The sequence below is a fragment of the Cellulomonas sp. NPDC089187 genome (genome assembly GCF_040685135.1).
In the GTDB taxonomy this organism is placed as follows: Bacteria; Actinomycetota; Actinomycetes; order Actinomycetales; family Cellulomonadaceae; genus Cellulomonas.
The window spans coordinates 159808-177625 of the sequence record NZ_JBFBHI010000002.1; the positions used below are offsets into that span (position 1 = coordinate 159808).

Sequence of the window (17818 nt, forward strand, 5' to 3'; positions counted from 1 at the left end):
AACACGTGGACCTGTTCGAATACCAGGCGCGCGACCTCTTCGAGCGGCACGGGGTTCCCGTCCTGGGCGGGATCGTCGCCCGGACCCCCGCCGAGGCGCAGAGCGCAGCCGAGACCCTCCTGTCCGCCCCCGACGCCACGGGTGTCGTCGTGGTGAAGGCACAGGTCAAGACCGGTGGCCGGGGCAAGGCCGGTGGCGTGAAGATCGCCCGGTCCGCCGCGGAGGCCGCCGAGCGTGCCGAGGAGATCCTCGGCATGGACATCAAGGGCCACACCGTCCACCAGGTGATGATCGCCGCCGGTGCGCGGATCGACAAGGAGTACTACTTCTCCCTGCTGCTGGACCGTGCCGAGCGCCGCTACCTGGCGATGGCCAGTGTCGAGGGCGGGATGGAGATCGAGCAGCTCGCGGTGGAGCGCCCGGAGGCGCTGGCCCGGGTGGCCGTCGACCCGCGCACCGGCATCGACGCCGCCAAGGCCGCCGAGATCGTCGCCACCGCCGGATTCGACAGTGCGGTCGCCGACCAGGTGGCTGAGGTGCTGCAGCGACTGTGGGACGTCTACCGCGAGGAGGACGCCACCCTGGTCGAGGTCAACCCGCTGGTGCTCACCGAGGAGGGCCGGGTCGTCGCCCTCGACGGCAAGGTATCGCTGGATGCCAACGCCGACTTCCGGCACGCCGACCACGCGGAGTTGGCCGATCCCTCGGCGGACGACCCGCTGGAGGCGAAGGCCAAGGAGAAGGACCTCAACTACGTCAAGCTGGACGGTGAGGTCGGCGTGATCGGCAACGGTGCCGGTCTGGTGATGAGCACCCTGGACGTGGTCGCCTACGCCGGAGAGAACCACGGTGGGGTCAAGCCCGCGAACTTCCTGGACATCGGCGGCGGTGCTTCGGCGGAGGTGATGGCCGCCGGGTTGGACATCATCCTGTCCGACCCGCAGGTGAAGTCCGTGTTCGTGAACGTCTTCGGCGGGATCACCGCCTGTGACGCCGTGGCCAACGGCATCGTCGCGGCGCTCGGCATCCTGGGCGACCAGGCCACCAAACCGCTGGTCGTGCGCCTGGACGGCAACAACGTCGTCGCCGGTCGCCAGATCCTGCGGGACGCGAACCACCCGCTGGTCACCCAGGCCGAGACCATGGACGGTGGGGCCGCCGAGGCCGCCCGACTCGCCCACAGCGCCTGACCGAGACCTGAGAGAAGAGAGACAAGCACTCATGGCGATCTTCCTGACCGCGGATTCCCGGGTCATCGTCCAGGGCATGACCGGCTCCGAAGGCAGCAAGCACACCACCCGGATGCTGGCCGCCGGCACCACCATCGTCGGCGGGGTCAACCCCCGCAAGGCCGGCACCAGCGTCGAGTTCCCGCGCGGCGACGGCTCCGGGATGACCGTGGCGATCCCGGTGTTTGGCTCGGTGGCGCAGGCCGTCGAGTCCACCCGCGCGGATGTGTCGGTGATCTTCGTGCCGCCGGCCTTCACCAAGGCGGCGGTGATCGAGGCCGTCGACGCCGGTGTCCCGCTGATCGTGATCATCACCGAGGGCGTGCCGGTTGCCGACACCGCCGAGTTCTTCGCCTACGCGCAGGACAAGGGCGTGCGGCTGATCGGTCCGAACTGCCCCGGCCTGATCAGCCCCGCACAGTCGAATGTCGGCATCATCCCCGCCGACATCACCGGCCCCGGCCGGATCGGCCTGGTGTCGAAGTCCGGCACCCTGACCTACCAGATGATGTACGAGCTGCGGGACCTGGGCTTCTCCACCGCAGTGGGCATCGGCGGTGACCCGATCATCGGCACCACGCACATCGACGCACTGGCCGCGTTCCAGGACGACCCGGACACCGACCTGATTGTGCTGATCGGGGAGATCGGTGGTGACGCGGAGGAGCGTGCCGCGACCTTCATCGCCGAGCACGTCACCAAGCCGGTGGTCGCCTACGTCGCCGGGTTCACCGCCCCCGAGGGCAAGACCATGGGCCACGCCGGGGCGATCGTCTCCGGCTCGGCGGGCACCGCCGCCGCCAAGAAGGAGGCGTTGGAGGCTGCTGGTGTGCAGGTCGGCACCACCCCCACCGAGACCGCCGAGCTCGCCCGCAAGCTGCTCGGCTGATCCACCCGGACGCGGCGTGCCCAGCCTCACGGCGGCACGCCGCGTCCGCCTGTCCGACTCCGCGGGCCCGGTCGGGGACCATGGACCGATGAGCGCTGGTACCCGGCCCCCACAGCGGGGCGGCACGACCCGGGTGCTCGACGACCGTGCGCGCTTCGCCCCGGACCTGAACAGCGCTCCACGATGGGTCGGCGGCATGCTGGCCGGACTCCAGGCGGCGCTGCTGTCCCTGCTGGTCGTGGTGGTCCCCGCCATCGCCGCCTTCGTCGCGACCTCCTCCGCACCCGCCACCGACGGAGTCCCCTGGACCCAGGCGCTGCAGATCGGATCGGGGGTCTGGCTGCTGGCGCACGGCGTGCCGTTCCCCACCGCGCCCTCAGTGACCCTGGCCCCGCTCGGGTTGACCGCCCTGGCCGTGTTCAGCTGCTGGGCCGCGGCCCGTCGCTCCGGCTACGCCACCTGGCGCTCCTACCTGGCCGGGATCGGTGCGTACACCCTCCTGCTGGCCCTGGTCGTCCTGCTCGCCGGGGCCCCGCTGCTGCACCTGGGCATCGGGATCATCGGAGCGATCACCGTCTCCGGCCTCGGACTGGGGGCCGGACTATTGCGCCGCCCGGAAGCACCCCGACTGTCCACCCTGGTGCTGCCGGTGCGCAGCCGCCTACCCGAACCCGTCGCCCAGGGCCTCGGTGCCGGGGCGGTGGCCCTGTTCACGCTGCTCGCGATGTCCGCGCTGCTGACCATCGGGTGGGTGCTCACCGGGCGCACCACCATCGCCGAGGTCGTCTCCGGGCTCGGCCTGGATGCGGTCGGCGGCATCGTCCTCGCACTCGGTGAACTGGCGTACCTGCCCACCCTGGTCCTGTGGGCGATGTCCTGGCTGTCCGGCCCCGGCTTCGCGGTCGGCGTCGACACCGCCTTCACCGTCGACCACGCCACGACCGGTGCGCTGCCCGCGATCCCGATCCTCGGTGCGCTGCCCGCCCCCGACCTCACCGGCGGGGTGTTGCGGTTCGTGCCGGTGCTGACCGTCCTGACCGCAGTGGTGGCCGTGTTCTGGCTCCGCCGCCGGTTGACGAGCACCCGCGCCTGGGACCCGATCATCGCGGGGGCGGTTGCCTCGGCGGTCGCCGGACTCGGTGCGGGCGTGCTGGCCGCTCTGGCAGCCGGTGGGATCGGACCGGGCCGGATGACCGAGTTCGGGCCGGCACCGTTGCTGGTCGGTCTCGCTGTCGCCGCCGGGACGGGGGTGGCGATGCTGCTGGTGCTGCTGCCCGCCGATCGGCTGGTGCGCGCGGCGGTGGCGCGGCGGGCGCGGGGGCTGTGGCGGCGGATGCGGGGATATCGTCCGGGCACGGGGAGGACGTCCGACGCGGTGCCGAGCGAGCGGGAATCCGACGATGAGGGATGAACACGCGACGCCGCCCACGCCTTCAAGGGCGGGCCGGCGTCGCGCGTTCTCACCTTGTCAGCGCACGGTGACTGTGCGGCAGGACAGCTGCCGGTTGTTCGCCTGGTGCGCACTGTCGAGGGCGTACACGCAGACCGAGTGAGCGCCCGCGGTCGCGTTCAGTGACAGCGAGTACCCGTGCAGGCTGCCCTTGCCATAGGCCGCACCGACATCGGGACGGCTGACGTCGGCGGTGCCCTGAAGCGAATACACGCCGTCGACGTAGACGTGCACCTTGATCGGCGCGGTGGTGTCCGGGTCGATCGCCCAGCCCGCCACCGTCATGGTGCCCGTTCCGGCGGTGAGCATGTCGAAGGATCCGATGGGCACCTGGTTGGCCACCGTGATGTCGCGGCAGCCCAACTGGGGGTTGTTGCCCCCGTTGGCGTCGATCGCGAAGACGCATACCTGGTGAGCGCCGGGAGTCGCGGGCACCGAGAAGTTGAATCCGTGGTTGGCCCCGAGCTGGTAGGCGTTGTGCACATCCTGTCGAGTCGCGTTCGCGGTTCCGTTTCCGGCGTACTTCCCGTCGACGTAGACGTGGATGCCGAGCGCGGACGAGGGGGTATCCCGGTCGATGGCCCATCCCGCGACGGTGATGGAGTTGCCCCCGGTTCCTGCGGCGGAGTCGACGGACCCGAAAGGTTGGATGTTCGTCACGACATCCCGGCAAGCGATCTTCGGATTGGAGACGCCGTCGGCGTCGATGCCCCACAAACAGACGCTGTGGGCACCGGGTGTCACGGTGACCGTGGTGTCGAACCCGTGCGCGGCACCCTTGCGATAGGCCGTCTGGATATCGTTGCGGGTCAGGCTGGCTGTCACATCCTTGGCGAAGCTCCCATCGACGTACAGGTGCACGCGGATCGAGGCGGTGGTGTCCGGGTCCAGTGCCCATCCGGCTACCCGCACCGACGTCGCGCTGGCCTTGCTCACCAGGTCGAGACTGCCGATCGGCACGTTGTTCGCGGTCACCGTCCGGCATCCGAGCGAGGTGTTCGGACCGCCCTGGGCATCAAGAGCGTCGACGCAGATCTGGTGCGGGCCGGACGTCACCGTCTGGTTGATCGTGAAGCCGTGTGCCGCGCCCTTGCCATGGGCAGCCTGGACATCCGGTCGGGACGTCGATGCGGTGACGTTGCGTGACACACCGTCCACGGAAACGCGTACGGCTATCGGGGCGGTGGTGTCCGGGTCCAGCGCCCATCCGCTGAGGCGCACGGTCGTCGCGTTCACGCGCGTCGCTGCCTCGAAGGATCCGATGGGGGCAGCGTTCGGTGGCGGACGGTGCTCGGCCAGGTACCACAGGCCCGCCAGGTCGCCGGACTGGATCGTGCTGGCTCCGATGGATGCGTTGGGGTGCATCAGCTGCACGCCGCCGCCCCACGTGAACTCGTAGTGATCCAGGCCGAGGGCGTGCAGCAGCTCATGCGTGAACGTGCTCGTGTAGATCGAGGACGAGCGTGAGGCGAGCGCGGTCTGTACTTGAATCTGGGCGCCGATGACCTGCGTCCCTGAGGGCACGATCGAGGTGCAAGCGAGGGACTCTCCAGGTCCGGTGTGCGCGTCTCGGCACTCGGCGCTGTCGGCCAGCTGGATGATGATCTCGCCCTTATTCGGGTCGCGTGGCGCGATCCCGCCGGTGTGCAGTGAGAGAGACGCGGTGCCCGTGTTGTTGATCGCCCGGGCAGCTGCGTCGATGTACGGGATATAGCGGGACAAACGAGAGTCACCGTAGGCGAGTTGGATGTTGAACGCGGGTAGGTTGGATTGCACGCCGTTTTGCAGTGCGAAGCCGTTCATGAGCACCCTGGCCGAGGCGGCGGGAGCCGCCACCAGAGTGGAGAAGGCCGTCACCAGTACGGTCAGCATCACCACAACGCGTGATCGTCGTGGACGCATAGAAGTCCCCTTGCAGTCGAATCGACCCGCCTTCGATGGCGGGACTGGACTGCGGCTGAGCGGGAATTATGGACCCGCTGTGCCCAGGAAACAAAGCGAACGGCGCAGTGGTCACCCGAGATCACGAACTCGGGAGCCACCGGTTCAACAGCTCGGTGGACTGCTGCTCGAACTCCACCTGGCAGCCGGTCCTCGCGGTCTCCGTAACCGCCGATCCCAGGCACTGTTGCAGATCCTGCTGCGCCGGCCACACCGCCAGCGGGGCCAAGGTCATCAGCCCGAGCATCCCGGCCAGACCCAGGCCGATGACGACCAGCGGAGCCAGCCCGCCCCCGACCCGTCCCTTGGTCGCGGTGCGCAGTGCCCGAATACCCGTGATCACCGCGCCCACGATGAAGGCCAACGAGGCCACGCCCCACGGCAGCGGCAGTAGCCCGACGACCACCGCCGCGAGCATCCACACCCCGAAGTGCCGGACCAATCGACCGGTCGCCAGCACCGCCTCGGGGTTCGGGGGTTCAGGAGCGGGCTCAGGCGGCAGTGCGCGCCGCGAAGGCGCCGGCGTGGGCTGCGGCTCCGGCGCACGCTCCGGTCGGTCGTCCGGGGTGGGACGGTCGGGGGAGGGCGGGGCGTACGGGTTGCTCACCGGCTCATCCTCGCATCGACAACTGTGGCGCGGCCCTTCGCAGGACCGCGCCACAGTGGACTTCCACGCTCGGTTCAGAGCGTCACACAGCCTAGCTTCGGATTCGGGCCTCCGCTCGAGTCGATTCCCCACACGCAGTACTCGTGTGGGCCATCGGGCGGGGTCGTGCTGGACAGCTCGAACTCGTACCCGTGTGCGGCGCCTAGCCCGTAGGCAGCGGCGACGTCGTTGCGCGTGTTGGATGCGGTCACTTGGCTGTGATAGATCCCGTCCACGTACAGATGGACCTGGATCGAGGCCGACGTATTCGGGTCGAGTGCCCAGCCGGAGATCGCGGTCGTGTACGTGGGGTCGGTTGCCGATCCGCACTGATCGTCGGAGGTGCAGTTGATCGTGCCCCAGCCGCGAGCTGTGGCGGAATCGATCCGGCCGATCGGCAGCGCGTTCGCGACCACGGTGACGGACTTGCAGCCGATCTTCGGGTGCGGGCCTCCGGCCGTGTCGATGCCGTAAACGCAGACCTCATGAGTCCCGCCCGCGACGCCGCCGACATTGAAGGTATACCCGTGCGCTGCCCCCCGGCCGTAGGCGGAGGCGACGTCGTTGCGAGTGGCCGCGGCGGTCATTCCGGTGACGAATTTCCCGTCCACGTACAGGTGGGCCTGAATCGACGCAGTGGTGTCCGGGTCGAGCGTCCATCCGGAGACGGTCAACCCGCCGGGAACGGTCGAGGCGGCACTGTCGATCGTGCCCACCGGCGGGCGCGAGGAGTACACCGTCACCGTCTTGCAACCCAGCGAGGGGTTGGTGCTAGGGATCCAGGCAATGCCGTAGACACAGACCTCATGCGTCCCCGGGGTTGTCGCGACACTGGTGGAGAAGCCGTGTGCAGTGCCGAAGCCCTGGCCGGCGATGTCGGCGCGCTGTGCGTTCGCCGTCACGGCCTTTGCGAACTTGCCGTCCACATAGACGTGCACGTTGATCGGGCCCGAGGTGTTCTTGTCGATTGCCCAGCCGGTGACGCTGATCGCCTGCGCGGCACCGGCCGCCGTGTCCAGCCTGCCGATCACGCCGCGGTTGGAGGCGAGGAAGCGGATGCCGTTCGCATCTCCGGTCTGGGTGGAGTTCACCGTCGGGTTTGAGTGCATCAGCTGGGTAGTGCCCTCGAACACGCCGTCGTAGTGCCTCAATCCCAGAGCGTGCAGCAACTCATGCGTGACGAACTGGGTCTGCGCGGCGCTCGAGTACTGCAAGACCCGCGTCGGGTAGTACGTCACACCCGAGGTCACGACGATGGTCCGGTCCGACCGGTAGTAGCCCTGACGGGTGCCACCGCAGCCGATCCACTTCCCCCACGGGGAGCCACCGCAGCTCTGCGGGGTGTCGTCGAGGTAGACAGTGATCTCGTGGTCCGCGGGTGTGTGGCTGCCCTGGAGTGCGCCGCCGACCTGGAGATTGACCACACCGCCGGTCATCCGGGTGATGTCGGCAACGGCGGCATTGACCGCGGGGCGCAGCTGCTCGATCCGGCTGTCACCCGCCAGGTTGATCGTGTAGTGGTCGGAGTTCGCCACGACGTTGTCGCCGGTGTTGAATCCGGCACCGGCAACCCGGGCCATGCTTGATGGGGTCTGCTGGGAATCATTGATGTCGAGTTCGACTGATTCCGGCGTGCTGCCGTCCTCGGTGGTCCAGCTCTCGGGCACTTCGGGTGTGTCCGAGTCCGGGTCCAGCACGGCGATGGGATCCGCGGTAAGCGGAGTGGCCTGCGCTGCCGGGCCGATGAACGTGCAGAGCAGGGTCATCGCCGCGACGGCAGACAACGCCCCCAGCGGACGTCGGTGAATTGTGCGTATTATCATGGATTTCCTCTGTTCATCGTCCGCAGTGGTGGCTCGGACGAACCGAGTGGCGAGCGTTCCTCGCCTGGGCATCTTCTCGGGGGTGAGCGTCGGAATAGAGGCGGTGTGTTCGAACAGAGTGATGCCTTGTGCTCGATGAGTGGTTTCCAGGCTGCGGCTGTGGCATCTCCATGAGTAGCGTTTCCGGTGGCGACGCTTCGGCCCGCTACAGTCCGTCCGTATGGAGCCGACTCAGCCTGCCCTGCCCGCTCCCACCACCCGCCACACCGGCTGCCTGGTCGTCCTCATCTCCGGCACCGGCAGCAACCTCGCCGCTCTGATCGCCGCGCAGCAGGACCAGGCCTATCCGGCTCGGGTGGTCGGCGTGGTGTCGGACCGCGCGGATGCGGGGGGCTTGGGGATCGCGCGTGAGGCGGGGATACCGACCGCGGTGGTGGCACCGGCGGACTTCCCGGACCGGGATGCGTGGAACCGGGGGATGGCGGATGCGGTGGCGGTGTTCGGGCCGGATCTGGTGGTGTCGGCGGGGTTCATGCGGATTCTGGGTGCGCCGGTGTTGGAGCGGTGGCCGAACCGGGTGGTGAACACGCACCCGGCGTTGCTGCCGTCGTTCCCGGGGGCGCATGCGGTGCGGGACGCTCTGGCCTACGGGGCGAAGGTCACCGGGTCGACGCTGCACGTGGTGGATGCGGGCACGGATACCGGGCCGGTGATCGCGCAGGTGGCGGTGCCGGTGGAGCAGGGTGAGGACGAGGCGACACTGCACGAGCGGATCAAGGTGGCCGAGCGGGTGATGCTGGTGGAGTGGGTGGGCCGGATCGCTGCCGGTGGGCTCACGGTCGAGGGGCGGACGGTCACGGTCGGTTAGGCTCGTCCACGGTCGCGACTGGCGAAGGGTGGAACCAACCACCGGGGAGCGGCCGGAGTCACCTCCACCGTCGCGTCGATCGCCTGGGCTCACGGGGAAGCTGCACATCGCACGCCGTCCCGGAGGAGACCATGTCCCACGCTGACCTGCCCGCACTGCCCGTCGTGACCGACCGCGAGGCGACCGAGACCCGCCGCCCGATCCGCCGGGCGCTGCTGTCTGTGTACGACAAGTCTGGCTTGACCGAGCTGGCCACGGCCTTGCATGCGGCGGGGGTGGAGCTGGTGTCCACCGGGTCGACCGCATCCACCATCGCTGCGGCCGGGGTGCCGGTGACGCGGGTGGAGGAACTGACCGGGTTCCCGGAGTGTCTGGACGGGCGGGTCAAGACCCTGCATCCGCGGGTGCACGCGGGCATCCTGGCGGACACCCGCCGGCCTGAGCATGTGGCGCAGCTGGACGAGTTGGGGGTGGCCCCCTTCGAGCTGGTGGTGGTGAACCTCTACCCGTTCACCCAGACAGTGGCCTCCGGGGCGACACCGGACGAGTGCGTGGAGCAGATCGACATCGGTGGACCGTCGATGGTGCGCGCCGCGGCCAAGAACCACCCGAGTGTGGCGGTGGTGGTCGACCCCTCCGGCTATGACCGGGTGATCGAGGCGGTGCAGGCCGGTGGCTTCACCTTGGGCGAGCGGGGGCGGTTGGCGGCGCAGGCCTTCGCGCACACGGCGGCCTATGACGTCGCGGTGGCCAGCTGGATGGGTTCGGTGGCGGCACCGACCGATGACGGCACCGGCTTCCCGGCGTTCGTCGGGGTGACCTGGGAGCGCTCGGATGTGTTGCGTTACGGGGAGAACCCGCATCAGCGCGCGGCGGTGTACACCACCCCGGGGGCGGACGGCGTGGCCACGGCGACTCAGTTGCACGGCAAGGCGATGAGTTACAACAACTACGTCGACGCCGATGCTGCCTGGCGGGCCGCGCACGACCACGACGGGCCGACGGTCGCGATCATCAAGCACGCCAACCCGTGCGGGATCGCGGTGGGGACGGACATCGCCGACGCGCATGCCAAGGCGCATGCCTGTGACCCGGTGTCGGCGTACGGCGGGGTGATCGCGGCGAACCAGGTGGTGACGGTGGCGATGGCCGAGCAGATCGCGCCGGTGTTCACCGAGGTGGTCGTGGCTCCGGGCTTCGATCCCGAGGCGGTGGAGATCCTGAGCCGGAAGAAGAACATCCGGCTGCTGGTGGTGGACGGTGTCCCGGGTGCGGGGATCGAGCTGCGTCGGGTCAGCGGGGGCACGCTCCTGCAGGAGGTCGACCGGATCGATGCGCCGGGTGACGACTCCTCGACCTGGACCCTGGCGGCAGGCCCCACGGCGGATGAGGCGACGTTGGCGGATCTGCGGTTCGCGTGGCGGGCGGTGCGCGCGGTGAAGTCCAACGCGATCCTGCTGGCCGCGGACGGCGCGTCGGTGGGTGTGGGGATGGGGCAGGTGAACCGGGTCGACTCCTGCCGGTTGGCCGTGGACCGGGCGAACACGGGTGACGTCGAGCGGGCTCGGGGTGCGGTGGCGGCCTCCGACGCGTTCTTCCCGTTCGCGGACGGGCTGCAGGTACTGCTCGACGCCGGGGTACGCGCGGTGGTCCAGCCGGGCGGCTCGGTGCGGGACGAGGAGGTCATCGCGGCGGCGCAGGCGGCCGGGGTCACGCTCTACCTGACCGGCACCCGCCACTTCGCGCACTGAGACCCCTGGTGGATGCCCGCCGGATACTCATTCCGGCGGGCATCTCACAGTCAGCGCCCAGCTTCGGCCCAGCGCGCTGGCAGGATGCCTGACCAGCATCGGCACCGAACCGGCGCCAGAGTCGACACAGGAGCACAGCGTGAGCACCACCCCCCGACGGTCTGACCTGAAGAAGCTGCCCAAGAAGGATCGCCGGGCACTCGCGCGGGAGATGGCGCGGATCGAGCGGGAGCGAGAGGCGGCGCGGCGTCGGCGCAACCGTCGGCTCGGCTGGAGCGCCGCGGGCCTGACCGTGGTGGCTGCCGGGGCGGTGACGGTGCTGGCCGTGCAGGCTTCTGCCCGAGCGAGTCACATCGGACCGCAGAACATGCTCAGCGACGGTGTGGTGCTCAGCGGCGACGGCAGCGCGGTGACGGCGGCCCGCACCACGGCCCTCGATCCGGGTGATGACCCGACCCCGACGGTGGTGGACCGCACCTCCGGTGTGGTGGACCTGACGCTCTACCTGGATTACCAGTCCCCGGAGGCGGCCGCCTTCTGGGCAGCGAACGGCGAGGCGCTCGACTCCTGGGTGACCCAGGGCCTGGCGACGCTGGAGATTCACCCGCTGGCCGTGCTGGACGGCAGTGCGGTCGCGGCTCCGACCCCGTCGCCTACCGCGAGCCAGACCGCGGAGCCGACCACGGCCGCGACGATCGACACCACCGGTGACTACTCGTTGCGCGCGGCCAACACACTCGCCTGCGTGGCCGACACCCTGCCGGACAACGTGCTGAGCGTGCACGAGGCGCTCCTCACCCAGCAGCCCGAGTTGGACGCCGCCGGTCTGACCGACGACGAGTTGGTGTCCCTGGTGCAGGGCACCGGCATCACCGACACCACGGTGACCGACTGCCTCACCGGGCACGACTTCTTCCCCTGGGCGCAGGACGCCACGCAGCGCGCTGCCGACAGTGTGGGGGCGACCGGGCCGTCGCCGGTGCTGCTGGTCGCGGGGGAGGAGTACACCGGGGCGCTGGATGACAACGACGCGCTGGTCGCCTTCATCACCGAGGTGAGTGAGCAGTTGGCGGCGCAGGCTGAGGCCGAGGCGACCGCTGCGCCGACCGAGGAGCCCACCGCCGAGCCGACGGACGCGCCGACCGCGCAGTAGCAGCGCCGGCGTTCACCGGGTATGGCACTGGGCCCCGACCGAGACGAGCTCGGTCGGGGCCCAGTGCGTGTAGTACCGGGGTCAGCTCTGCGTGCGTCGACGTGCCGTGAGCAGCGCCGCTCCGAGCACGAGCAGCCCGGCCGCAGCCAGTGCGAGCGTTGCCACCTCAGATCCGGTCCGAGCCAGCCGCGTCGAGTCACCGGCTGTGATCGTGGTGACCGTGCCGTTGGTCCCCGATCCGGACGGGTCGGTGCCGGCGTCGGTGCCCGGACCAGTGCCGGGGTCGGTACCCGGACCAGTGCCGGGGCCAGTGCCCGGGTCGGTGCCCGGTTCGCCGCCAGGCTCCTGTCCGCCGTCGCCCGGGTCGACCTCCACCACCGGCTCGTAGTCCGAGAGCGCAGTGAAGTCGTAGGTCGCCGTGCCCACGGTCGCGGTGCGCCCGTCCACTGTGGTTGTCGCCACCTCGCCCCGGCCCAGGGTCAGCACCAGGTCGAACCCGGCATCGCTCACCCCGGCCCGGGCGATCCGGAACACACCCTGGTCGAAGGTCATCGTCGCGTCCTCGGCATCCAGCAGCACACCGTGCAGCCAGGCGTCTCCGTTCCGCAGCGTGAACTCCCCGGTCTCCTGCGCGAGCTCGGCGGTGACCCCGCTCTGCGGCACCAGCTGCCAGACGTAGTCGTGGGCCGCGTCATCGGCGAACCGGTCGGACAACACGACGGTCGGTGTGCCGCTGAAGTCGACGATGCTCTCCCGGGTGGCGGTGTCCACGCCGACGTTCCCGGCCGCGTCGAAGGCCCAGTACCCGCCGCCCTGACCGGTGTACTCCCGTGCACCGGTGCTGACGCCGTGCCCGGTCGCCTGGGTGGCCTGCTCATCGATCAGCACCCGGGAGTACAGGGAGGCGGTGGTCTGGCTCTTGCCGGGCTGCTTGGCCCAGACGGTGTCCATCCCGATCAGCGACAGCCCGAAGGAGTCGTAGCCGGACCAGCCCAGGTGCTGGTGGTTGCGGCTGTTCATGGTGAGCAGCACGTCATCGGCGTCCTGCACCCGGTCGCGGAACGTTCCGGCACCCGCCTCGGTGTCCAGCAGTGCCGGCAGGGCCGCGTCGCCGGTGTCAGCGCTGGCGGCCTGGGCCACCGGGGTGGTGGTCTGCGGCCACTCGGTGAACAGCGTGGTGACATAGCCCGGCGAGTACCAGGGGCCGTCGGAGCGGTGACCCTGCACCCGCTCGTACAGGTCCAGGTAGGTCGCCAGGTCCTCGGCGGGCACCCGGTCCAGGTAGAGCGGGAAGCTGATCGACCCGGCCGAGTCGGCCACACCCCACTGCAAACGTGCAGGTGCGGTGGTGTCGGCGATCGAGTGCAGGATCAGGTCGGTGGTCGCCGGTGTGAACCAGGCGTCCCGGAGCGCGTCGATGCCCTGGTCGAAGGACCCTTGGATGCCAGGGGTGGAGATCATCGCGGTGTAGTCCAGGTAGTCCAGACCCTCCTGGAACCAGCCCAGGTCGGTGGTGGACGCGCGCAGGTGCCGGTCCAACTCGTCGATCAGCTGGGTGAGGCGGGCGTCCTGCCAGCCGTAGTCGCCGTCACCGCGGGCCACCAGGTGCTGGGCCAACTCGGCACCGCGCACCACACCGACCCAGTTGCTGGCCTTATCCGGCAGCACCAGGTTGGGGGAGTCGCCGAACTGCATGTGATCGGCGGTCAGCGCGAAGTAATCCAGCGCGGTCTGGCGCTGCTGCTCGGTCCAGGCAGACCAGGCCCAGTCGTAGGTCAAGGCGATGCTGGACACCGGGTTGGCGACCTCCAGCTCCTTGTCCCCGCTGATCGGAGTGGCGTCGATCGCGACCAGCATCGCGTCATACGCCAGGTCGGCGTACCGAGTCTCACCGGTGACCTGGTAGACGAACGCAGCCTCCCGGGCGTAGCGGTCGGGTGTGGAGGTGAAGGCGTCCAGACCGTCCTCGACCCGGGTCAGGATGGTCTCCCAGGCCTGCTGCGGGGTGCCGCCCTCGGTGATGATCCGCCGAGTGGTCTCCAGGGTCTGCGCATCCAGCCCGAGTCGGGGGTGGGCGAGTGAGGCGCGGGTGGCGGTGGCCAGCGTGGCACCGGTGGCGTCCACCAGCGTGACGGAGGTGGCGTCCACGCTCAGGTCGTGGGAACCGACGACGTCGAGCCCGTCGACCAGCACGCTGCCATCGGCTCCGAGCACCCGGAGCGGGGTCGCGGCGTTGGCGGCCGCGCGCCAGGTCAGGTGCCGCTCGGACAGGGCGATCGAGGCGGTGGTGGTCGGGTCGGCCGCCGTGGCGGTGACCGTGGCCTCGGTGGTGCGCATCAGCTCGGTGCCCGCGGCGTCATAACCGACGACCTGGTAGGTGTAGGCGACACCCGGGGACCAGGAGTGGTCGGTGGCACGCAGCACAGTGCCCGGCACACTGCGGACCACCTGGTCAGGAGCGGACTCGGTGCCGCGCAGGATGTCGTAGTGGTCGATGCCGGTGACCTCGGTGGACCAGCTCAGTGCGATGTCGCCGGCGGCGGACAGGGTGCCGATCAGTCCGCTCTGGTTCTCCGGGCGGACCAGGCTGACGTCGTCCAGCCGCAGGGTGCCCTGGACCACGTCGTTGAACAGGTGCACTCGGATCTTGGTGGTGTTCGACGGGATCTGGAGCAGGCGCTCCTCGGTGACCCAGCCGTCGGTGTTCTGCGGCAGGCCGACGAACACCGCCCCGCCCGCCCCGTCGCCGTCCAGGTAGTTGACCCGGACACCGGACTGGCCGGAACCGGCCATGCCGCTGCGCCAGACCTGGTAGGTCAGGCGGTAGAGCCCGCCGCCCTCCGACAGGGTCACATCCTGGGTGAGGGCCAGGCGGCTGGTCGGGGTGTCGGTGGTCAAAGCCAGGGCCGCGTCACCGCTGACCCCGTCGATCCGGCTGATCGAGCCGGTACCGGCCGGGGCCCACTTCGACCAGGAGTCGGGCAGGGCACCGTCGAAGGACTCGAACCCGCCGTTCACGATCAGGTCGGGTCCGTCGTCGGCATGGGCGGTGTCGGGGAGAGCGCCGAGCCCCAGCATCAGGCACAGGGCGGTGGCGAGTACGCGCAGGAACGTCATCGGATGGTCTCCGGGGTCGGCCACGGCGGCTGCCCGGCGCCGCTGCCGGGTCGTGGCCCTGCGCACGCTAGGCCTGACGTGCTCGCCGGGTCGACCAACCGATCAGACTCGATCCGACCGGGGTCGCAGAACCGCTCGGATCGTCCGACCTGCGGTGGAACAGCACGCGCGACCCACGCCGGACGCGCCTCGACCACGGCGGCCGTAGCGTTCCGGACATGGACAGGTGGACCTGGCCGGCCTGGGTCGGCGTGTTCGGAGGGCTGCTGGTGTTCGCCGGGCTGTTCCTGCCCGCAGTGGTGTGGCAGAGCCGGCGCTACGGACGACTCAGTGCACGACGACTGCTCGGGACTGCCGCGCTCGCGGTGTACGGGGTGGCGCTGATCGCGTACACCCTGCTGCCGCTGCCCTCTGGCGACCTCGCGCAGTGGTGCGCTGAGCACGGGGTGGGCGGGGTGCAGCTGCACCCGTTGCAGTTCATCGCCGATATCCGCCGGGACACCGCGGGGCTGGGTCTGCGCAGCACCCTGACCAGCGTGGCGGTGTTGCAGGTGGTCTTCAACGTGCTGCTGTTCCTGCCGTGGGGGATCTTCGCCCGCGGGTTCGCCGGCTGGGGCGTGCTCCGCTCGACCGTCACCGCGGCACTCGCCTCGCTGCTGATCGAGGTCACGCAATTCACGGGCATCTTCGGGCTGATCGGCTGCTCCTACCGGCTGGGAGACGTCGACGACCTGCTCACCAATACCCTGGGCGGTCTGCTCGGCGCGCTGGTCGCCCCGCTGGTGCTGCGCTGGATGCCACGACCGGCCGAACTGGTGCAGGACCGGGGGCGGGCGCGACCGGTGACCGCGCTGCGCCGCTGGCTGGGGATGCTGGTCGACGTGGTGGCGGTCTCGGTGCTCGGTGCCGGGTTGGGCATCGGGTGGACCCTGGTCGGCTACGCCCTGGGTGACCGCACCGCCTCGGCCCCAGAGGTGCTCACCGGCCTCCTGCCGGTCGCCCTGGTGCTCTGGCTGCCGCTGCTGATCGGCTCCGGTGCCTCACTCGGGCAGCGCGCGATGTGGTTGGAGCCTCGGTGGTCGACCGGAGAGGGGCTGGCGCGTGGGAACCTGCCGCGGCGGATCATCCGTGGCCTGTGCGGCGCGGGCGGGTGGGGCGTCCTCACGCTGATTCACGGGGCAGGTCCGGCGCTCGCGGCCTTCGTGCTGATCACCGCGCTGGCGGTGCCGTTCACCCGCGGACGTCGGGGCCCGTCCTGCGCGCTCACCGGGGCCGAGCTGGTCGACGCCCGGGCGGTCAGCCCCGCAGTGCCGCGCGCAGCGGCGTCGACGGATCGGTGACCAGGGCGCGGTCGAGTGCGGGCACCTGCTCGGCGGCGAACAGACGCCGGGCGGCGGCCACATCCCGGGGTCGGTCGACGGTGAAGACCGCGGACAGTCGCTCGGTGCCAGGGGCGAACCACAGCGCGGTCCACCCGTCGTCGGCCTCCCGCAGCAGCACGTCATCGGTGCGGCCCGGCTCGCCGTACAGCGCCAACTCGTGTCCGAACTGGGTGGAGAACACATAGGGCGCCGGGTCCTCGGGCACCGGAGCACCGAGCAATCCAGCCACCGCCACCGCCGGTCCACGCAGCGCCGCATCCCAGTGTCCACCGGAGACCCACCCGTGCCGCGCGGAACGTCGTCGGGCCAGATCCCCGACCACCCGCACCCGGGGCGACCCGTTCAGCGGCTGCAGCTGCGCGTCCACCCGGATCGACCCGTCCGGATCGCGGGTCAGCGCCCCAGTCAGCCAGTCGCTCGCCGGTCGCGCACCGACGGCGGCCACCACCAGATCCGCCGGGACATGCGCGCCGTCCGCCAACCACACGCCCCGGTCATCCACGCTGGACACCCGCACACCGGTGCGCAGGTCGACCCCCGCCGACTCCCACCAGCGACGGGTCAGGTCCCCCACGGCACCGAGCACCGGCAACGGTCCGGCCAGCGCCTCCAACACGGTCACCTCGACCCCGGCAGCGGCCGCCACCCCGGCGATCTCCGCCCCGATCCACCCGGCCCCGATGATCGCCAGGCGGCGACCGGGTGCTAGGTCGGCGCGCAGTGCGGCGGCGTCGTCAGCGGTGTGCAGCACCCGAGCCGTCGGCCACGGGTTCATCGGGGTCGAACCAGTGGCCAGCACCACCGCGTCGGCGGTCAGCTCCCCGGCGGCGTCGGTGCTGACCCGGACCTGATCGGCGGTGAGCTCCAGGCCGGTGGCAGCAGTGCCGAGCAGCACCTGATCGGCGAGGTCCAGGGCGTCCGTGGCCAGCTCGTCGGCGAGCCACGCCGGTGCAGGTCGGTCCAGCAGGTGCTTGGACAGCGGCGGGCGGTCATAGGGCGGGATCGACTCCGCGCCGATCAGCCCGACCCACCCCGTGTACCCCTGGCGGCGGAGCTCGATCACGGTGCGCGCACCGGCCAATCCGGCACCGACGACCAGGACGCGGGACAGGGGAATGCCGTCGGCTGCGCTCACCCGGTCACGGTAGTCTCGACCGCGGCCCGAACCGAAGGGAGCGCCCCCGTGACCCCGACCACCCCCGGTCAGTCCGCGGCCGATCCGCTGGAGGACCCGGACGCGCGCTTCGGCCCGGACGGCCAGCCCCTCGACCCGCGGCAGATCGCCCGCGCGTCACTCGATGCCGGGCGCAATGCCTCGCTCTGGATCGTCGGCGGCGCGGTGCTCGCCTGCGTGGCCGCGTCCCTGGTGTGGGGGCCGCGACTCGGCGCGAGCCTGTTCGCCGTGATGCTGGTGATCTGTGCAGTGGTGCGCGGTGTGGTCCGTGGACCGGGCCCGGCCGTGCTGGTGGTGCGCCGCCGATCCGTGGATGTGCTGACCCTGGTGTTCCTGGCCATCACCATTGCGGCGCTGGCACAGATCCTGCCCTGACGCTCCGGAGACGGACGGGG

The 17818-nt window shown here is 70.4% G+C and carries 13 protein-coding genes and 1 riboswitch; of the genes, 8 read left to right on the forward strand and 5 right to left on the reverse strand.

The window, feature by feature from the left end:
- Positions 1 to 5 precede the first annotated feature (5 nt).
- The 3 genes from sucC (at position 6) to AB0N78_RS05055 (ending at position 3529) form a co-directional block, all read left to right on the forward strand.
- Positions 6 to 1190, forward strand: coding sequence for an ADP-forming succinate--CoA ligase subunit beta (gene sucC / locus AB0N78_RS05045; RefSeq protein WP_363386546.1), 1185 nt, complete (start codon positions 6 to 8; stop codon positions 1188 to 1190).
- A 31-nt stretch (positions 1191 to 1221) separates the two neighbouring features.
- Positions 1222 to 2118, forward strand: a complete 897-nt coding sequence (sucD, locus tag AB0N78_RS05050; protein WP_363386548.1) for a succinate--CoA ligase subunit alpha — start codon at positions 1222 to 1224, stop codon at positions 2116 to 2118.
- 88 nt (positions 2119 to 2206) lie between these two features.
- Positions 2207 to 3529: a DUF6350 family protein gene (locus tag AB0N78_RS05055; protein WP_363386550.1), complete on the forward strand. Its 1323-nt coding sequence runs from the start codon at positions 2207 to 2209 to the stop codon at positions 3527 to 3529.
- Between the two features lie 57 nt (positions 3530 to 3586).
- Here AB0N78_RS05055 and AB0N78_RS05060 read toward each other — a convergent pair whose 3' ends face one another.
- The 3 genes from AB0N78_RS05060 to AB0N78_RS05070 form a co-directional block, all read right to left on the reverse strand.
- Positions 3587 to 5440, reverse strand: coding sequence for a hypothetical protein (locus tag AB0N78_RS05060; protein WP_363386551.1), 1854 nt, complete (start codon positions 5438 to 5440; stop codon positions 3587 to 3589).
- A gap of 151 nt (positions 5441 to 5591) precedes the next feature.
- The gene (locus AB0N78_RS05065) at positions 5592 to 6116 is read right to left on the reverse strand and encodes a hypothetical protein (protein WP_363386553.1); all 525 of its coding nucleotides are present in this window, start codon (positions 6114 to 6116) and stop codon (positions 5592 to 5594) included.
- 74 nt (positions 6117 to 6190) lie between these two features.
- Positions 6191 to 7921 carry a hypothetical protein gene (locus tag AB0N78_RS05070; protein WP_363386555.1) on the reverse strand — a complete coding sequence of 577 codons (1731 nt, stop codon included), beginning with the start codon at positions 7919 to 7921 and terminating at the stop codon, positions 6191 to 6193.
- A 277-nt stretch (positions 7922 to 8198) separates the two neighbouring features.
- On the opposite strand from AB0N78_RS05070, the gene purN reads away from it, so the two are divergent.
- The 3 genes from purN to AB0N78_RS05085 all read left to right on the forward strand — a co-directional run bounded on the left by purN (position 8199) and on the right by AB0N78_RS05085 (position 11750).
- Positions 8199 to 8846, forward strand: a complete 648-nt coding sequence (gene purN / locus AB0N78_RS05075) for a phosphoribosylglycinamide formyltransferase (protein ID WP_363386557.1) — start codon at positions 8199 to 8201, stop codon at positions 8844 to 8846.
- 4 nt (positions 8847 to 8850) lie between these two features.
- A riboswitch (ZMP/ZTP riboswitch) is annotated at positions 8851 to 8942 on the forward strand.
- Between the two features lie 35 nt (positions 8943 to 8977).
- Positions 8978 to 10597, forward strand: coding sequence for a bifunctional phosphoribosylaminoimidazolecarboxamide formyltransferase/IMP cyclohydrolase (purH, locus tag AB0N78_RS05080; protein WP_363386559.1), 1620 nt, complete (start codon positions 8978 to 8980; stop codon positions 10595 to 10597).
- Between the two features lie 139 nt (positions 10598 to 10736).
- Positions 10737 to 11750 carry a hypothetical protein gene (locus AB0N78_RS05085; protein WP_363386561.1) on the forward strand — a complete coding sequence of 338 codons (1014 nt, stop codon included), beginning with the start codon at positions 10737 to 10739 and terminating at the stop codon, positions 11748 to 11750.
- A gap of 81 nt (positions 11751 to 11831) precedes the next feature.
- Here the strand turns inward: AB0N78_RS05085 and AB0N78_RS05090 are convergent, their stop codons facing one another.
- On the reverse strand, positions 11832 to 14891 hold the full coding sequence (locus AB0N78_RS05090) for a hypothetical protein (protein WP_363386563.1): 3060 nt from the start codon (positions 14889 to 14891) through the stop codon (positions 11832 to 11834).
- Positions 14892 to 15085: 194 nt separating this feature from the next.
- Here AB0N78_RS05090 and AB0N78_RS05095 point away from each other — a divergent pair, with 194 nt between their 5' ends.
- Positions 15086 to 16207 carry a VanZ family protein gene (locus AB0N78_RS05095; RefSeq protein WP_363386565.1) on the forward strand — a complete coding sequence of 374 codons (1122 nt, stop codon included), beginning with the start codon at positions 15086 to 15088 and terminating at the stop codon, positions 16205 to 16207.
- Here the strand turns inward: AB0N78_RS05095 and AB0N78_RS05100 are convergent.
- Complete coding sequence (locus tag AB0N78_RS05100) at positions 16164 to 17384, reverse strand: FAD-dependent oxidoreductase (RefSeq protein WP_363386567.1); 1221 nt, start codon at positions 17382 to 17384, stop codon at positions 16164 to 16166. The two genes, AB0N78_RS05095 and AB0N78_RS05100, sit on opposite strands and share 44 nt — an antisense overlap.
- A gap of 48 nt (positions 17385 to 17432) precedes the next feature.
- Here AB0N78_RS05100 and AB0N78_RS05105 point away from each other — a divergent pair, with 48 nt between their 5' ends.
- Positions 17433 to 17798: a DUF3017 domain-containing protein gene (locus tag AB0N78_RS05105; protein WP_363386569.1), complete on the forward strand. Its 366-nt coding sequence runs from the start codon at positions 17433 to 17435 to the stop codon at positions 17796 to 17798.
- Positions 17799 to 17818: the final 20 nt, after the last annotated feature.

Excerpts from the sequence above, each read along its gene's own strand:
- AB0N78_RS05055 (WP_363386550.1), top strand. The coding sequence starts at position 2,207 with ATGAGCGCTGGTACCCGGCCCCCACAGCGGGGCGGCACGACCCGGGTG.
- purH (WP_363386559.1), top strand. The coding sequence starts at position 8,978 with ATGTCCCACGCTGACCTGCCCGCACTGCCCGTCGTGACCGACCGCGAG.
- AB0N78_RS05070 (WP_363386555.1), bottom strand. The coding sequence starts at position 7,921 with ATGACCCTGCTCTGCACGTTCATCGGCCCGGCAGCGCAGGCCACTCCG.
- purN (WP_363386557.1), top strand. The coding sequence starts at position 8,199 with ATGGAGCCGACTCAGCCTGCCCTGCCCGCTCCCACCACCCGCCACACC.
- AB0N78_RS05060 (WP_363386551.1), bottom strand. The coding sequence starts at position 5,440 with ATGCTGACCGTACTGGTGACGGCCTTCTCCACTCTGGTGGCGGCTCCC.
- sucD (WP_363386548.1), top strand. The coding sequence starts at position 1,222 with ATGGCGATCTTCCTGACCGCGGATTCCCGGGTCATCGTCCAGGGCATG.
- AB0N78_RS05095 (WP_363386565.1), top strand. The coding sequence starts at position 15,086 with ATGGACAGGTGGACCTGGCCGGCCTGGGTCGGCGTGTTCGGAGGGCTG.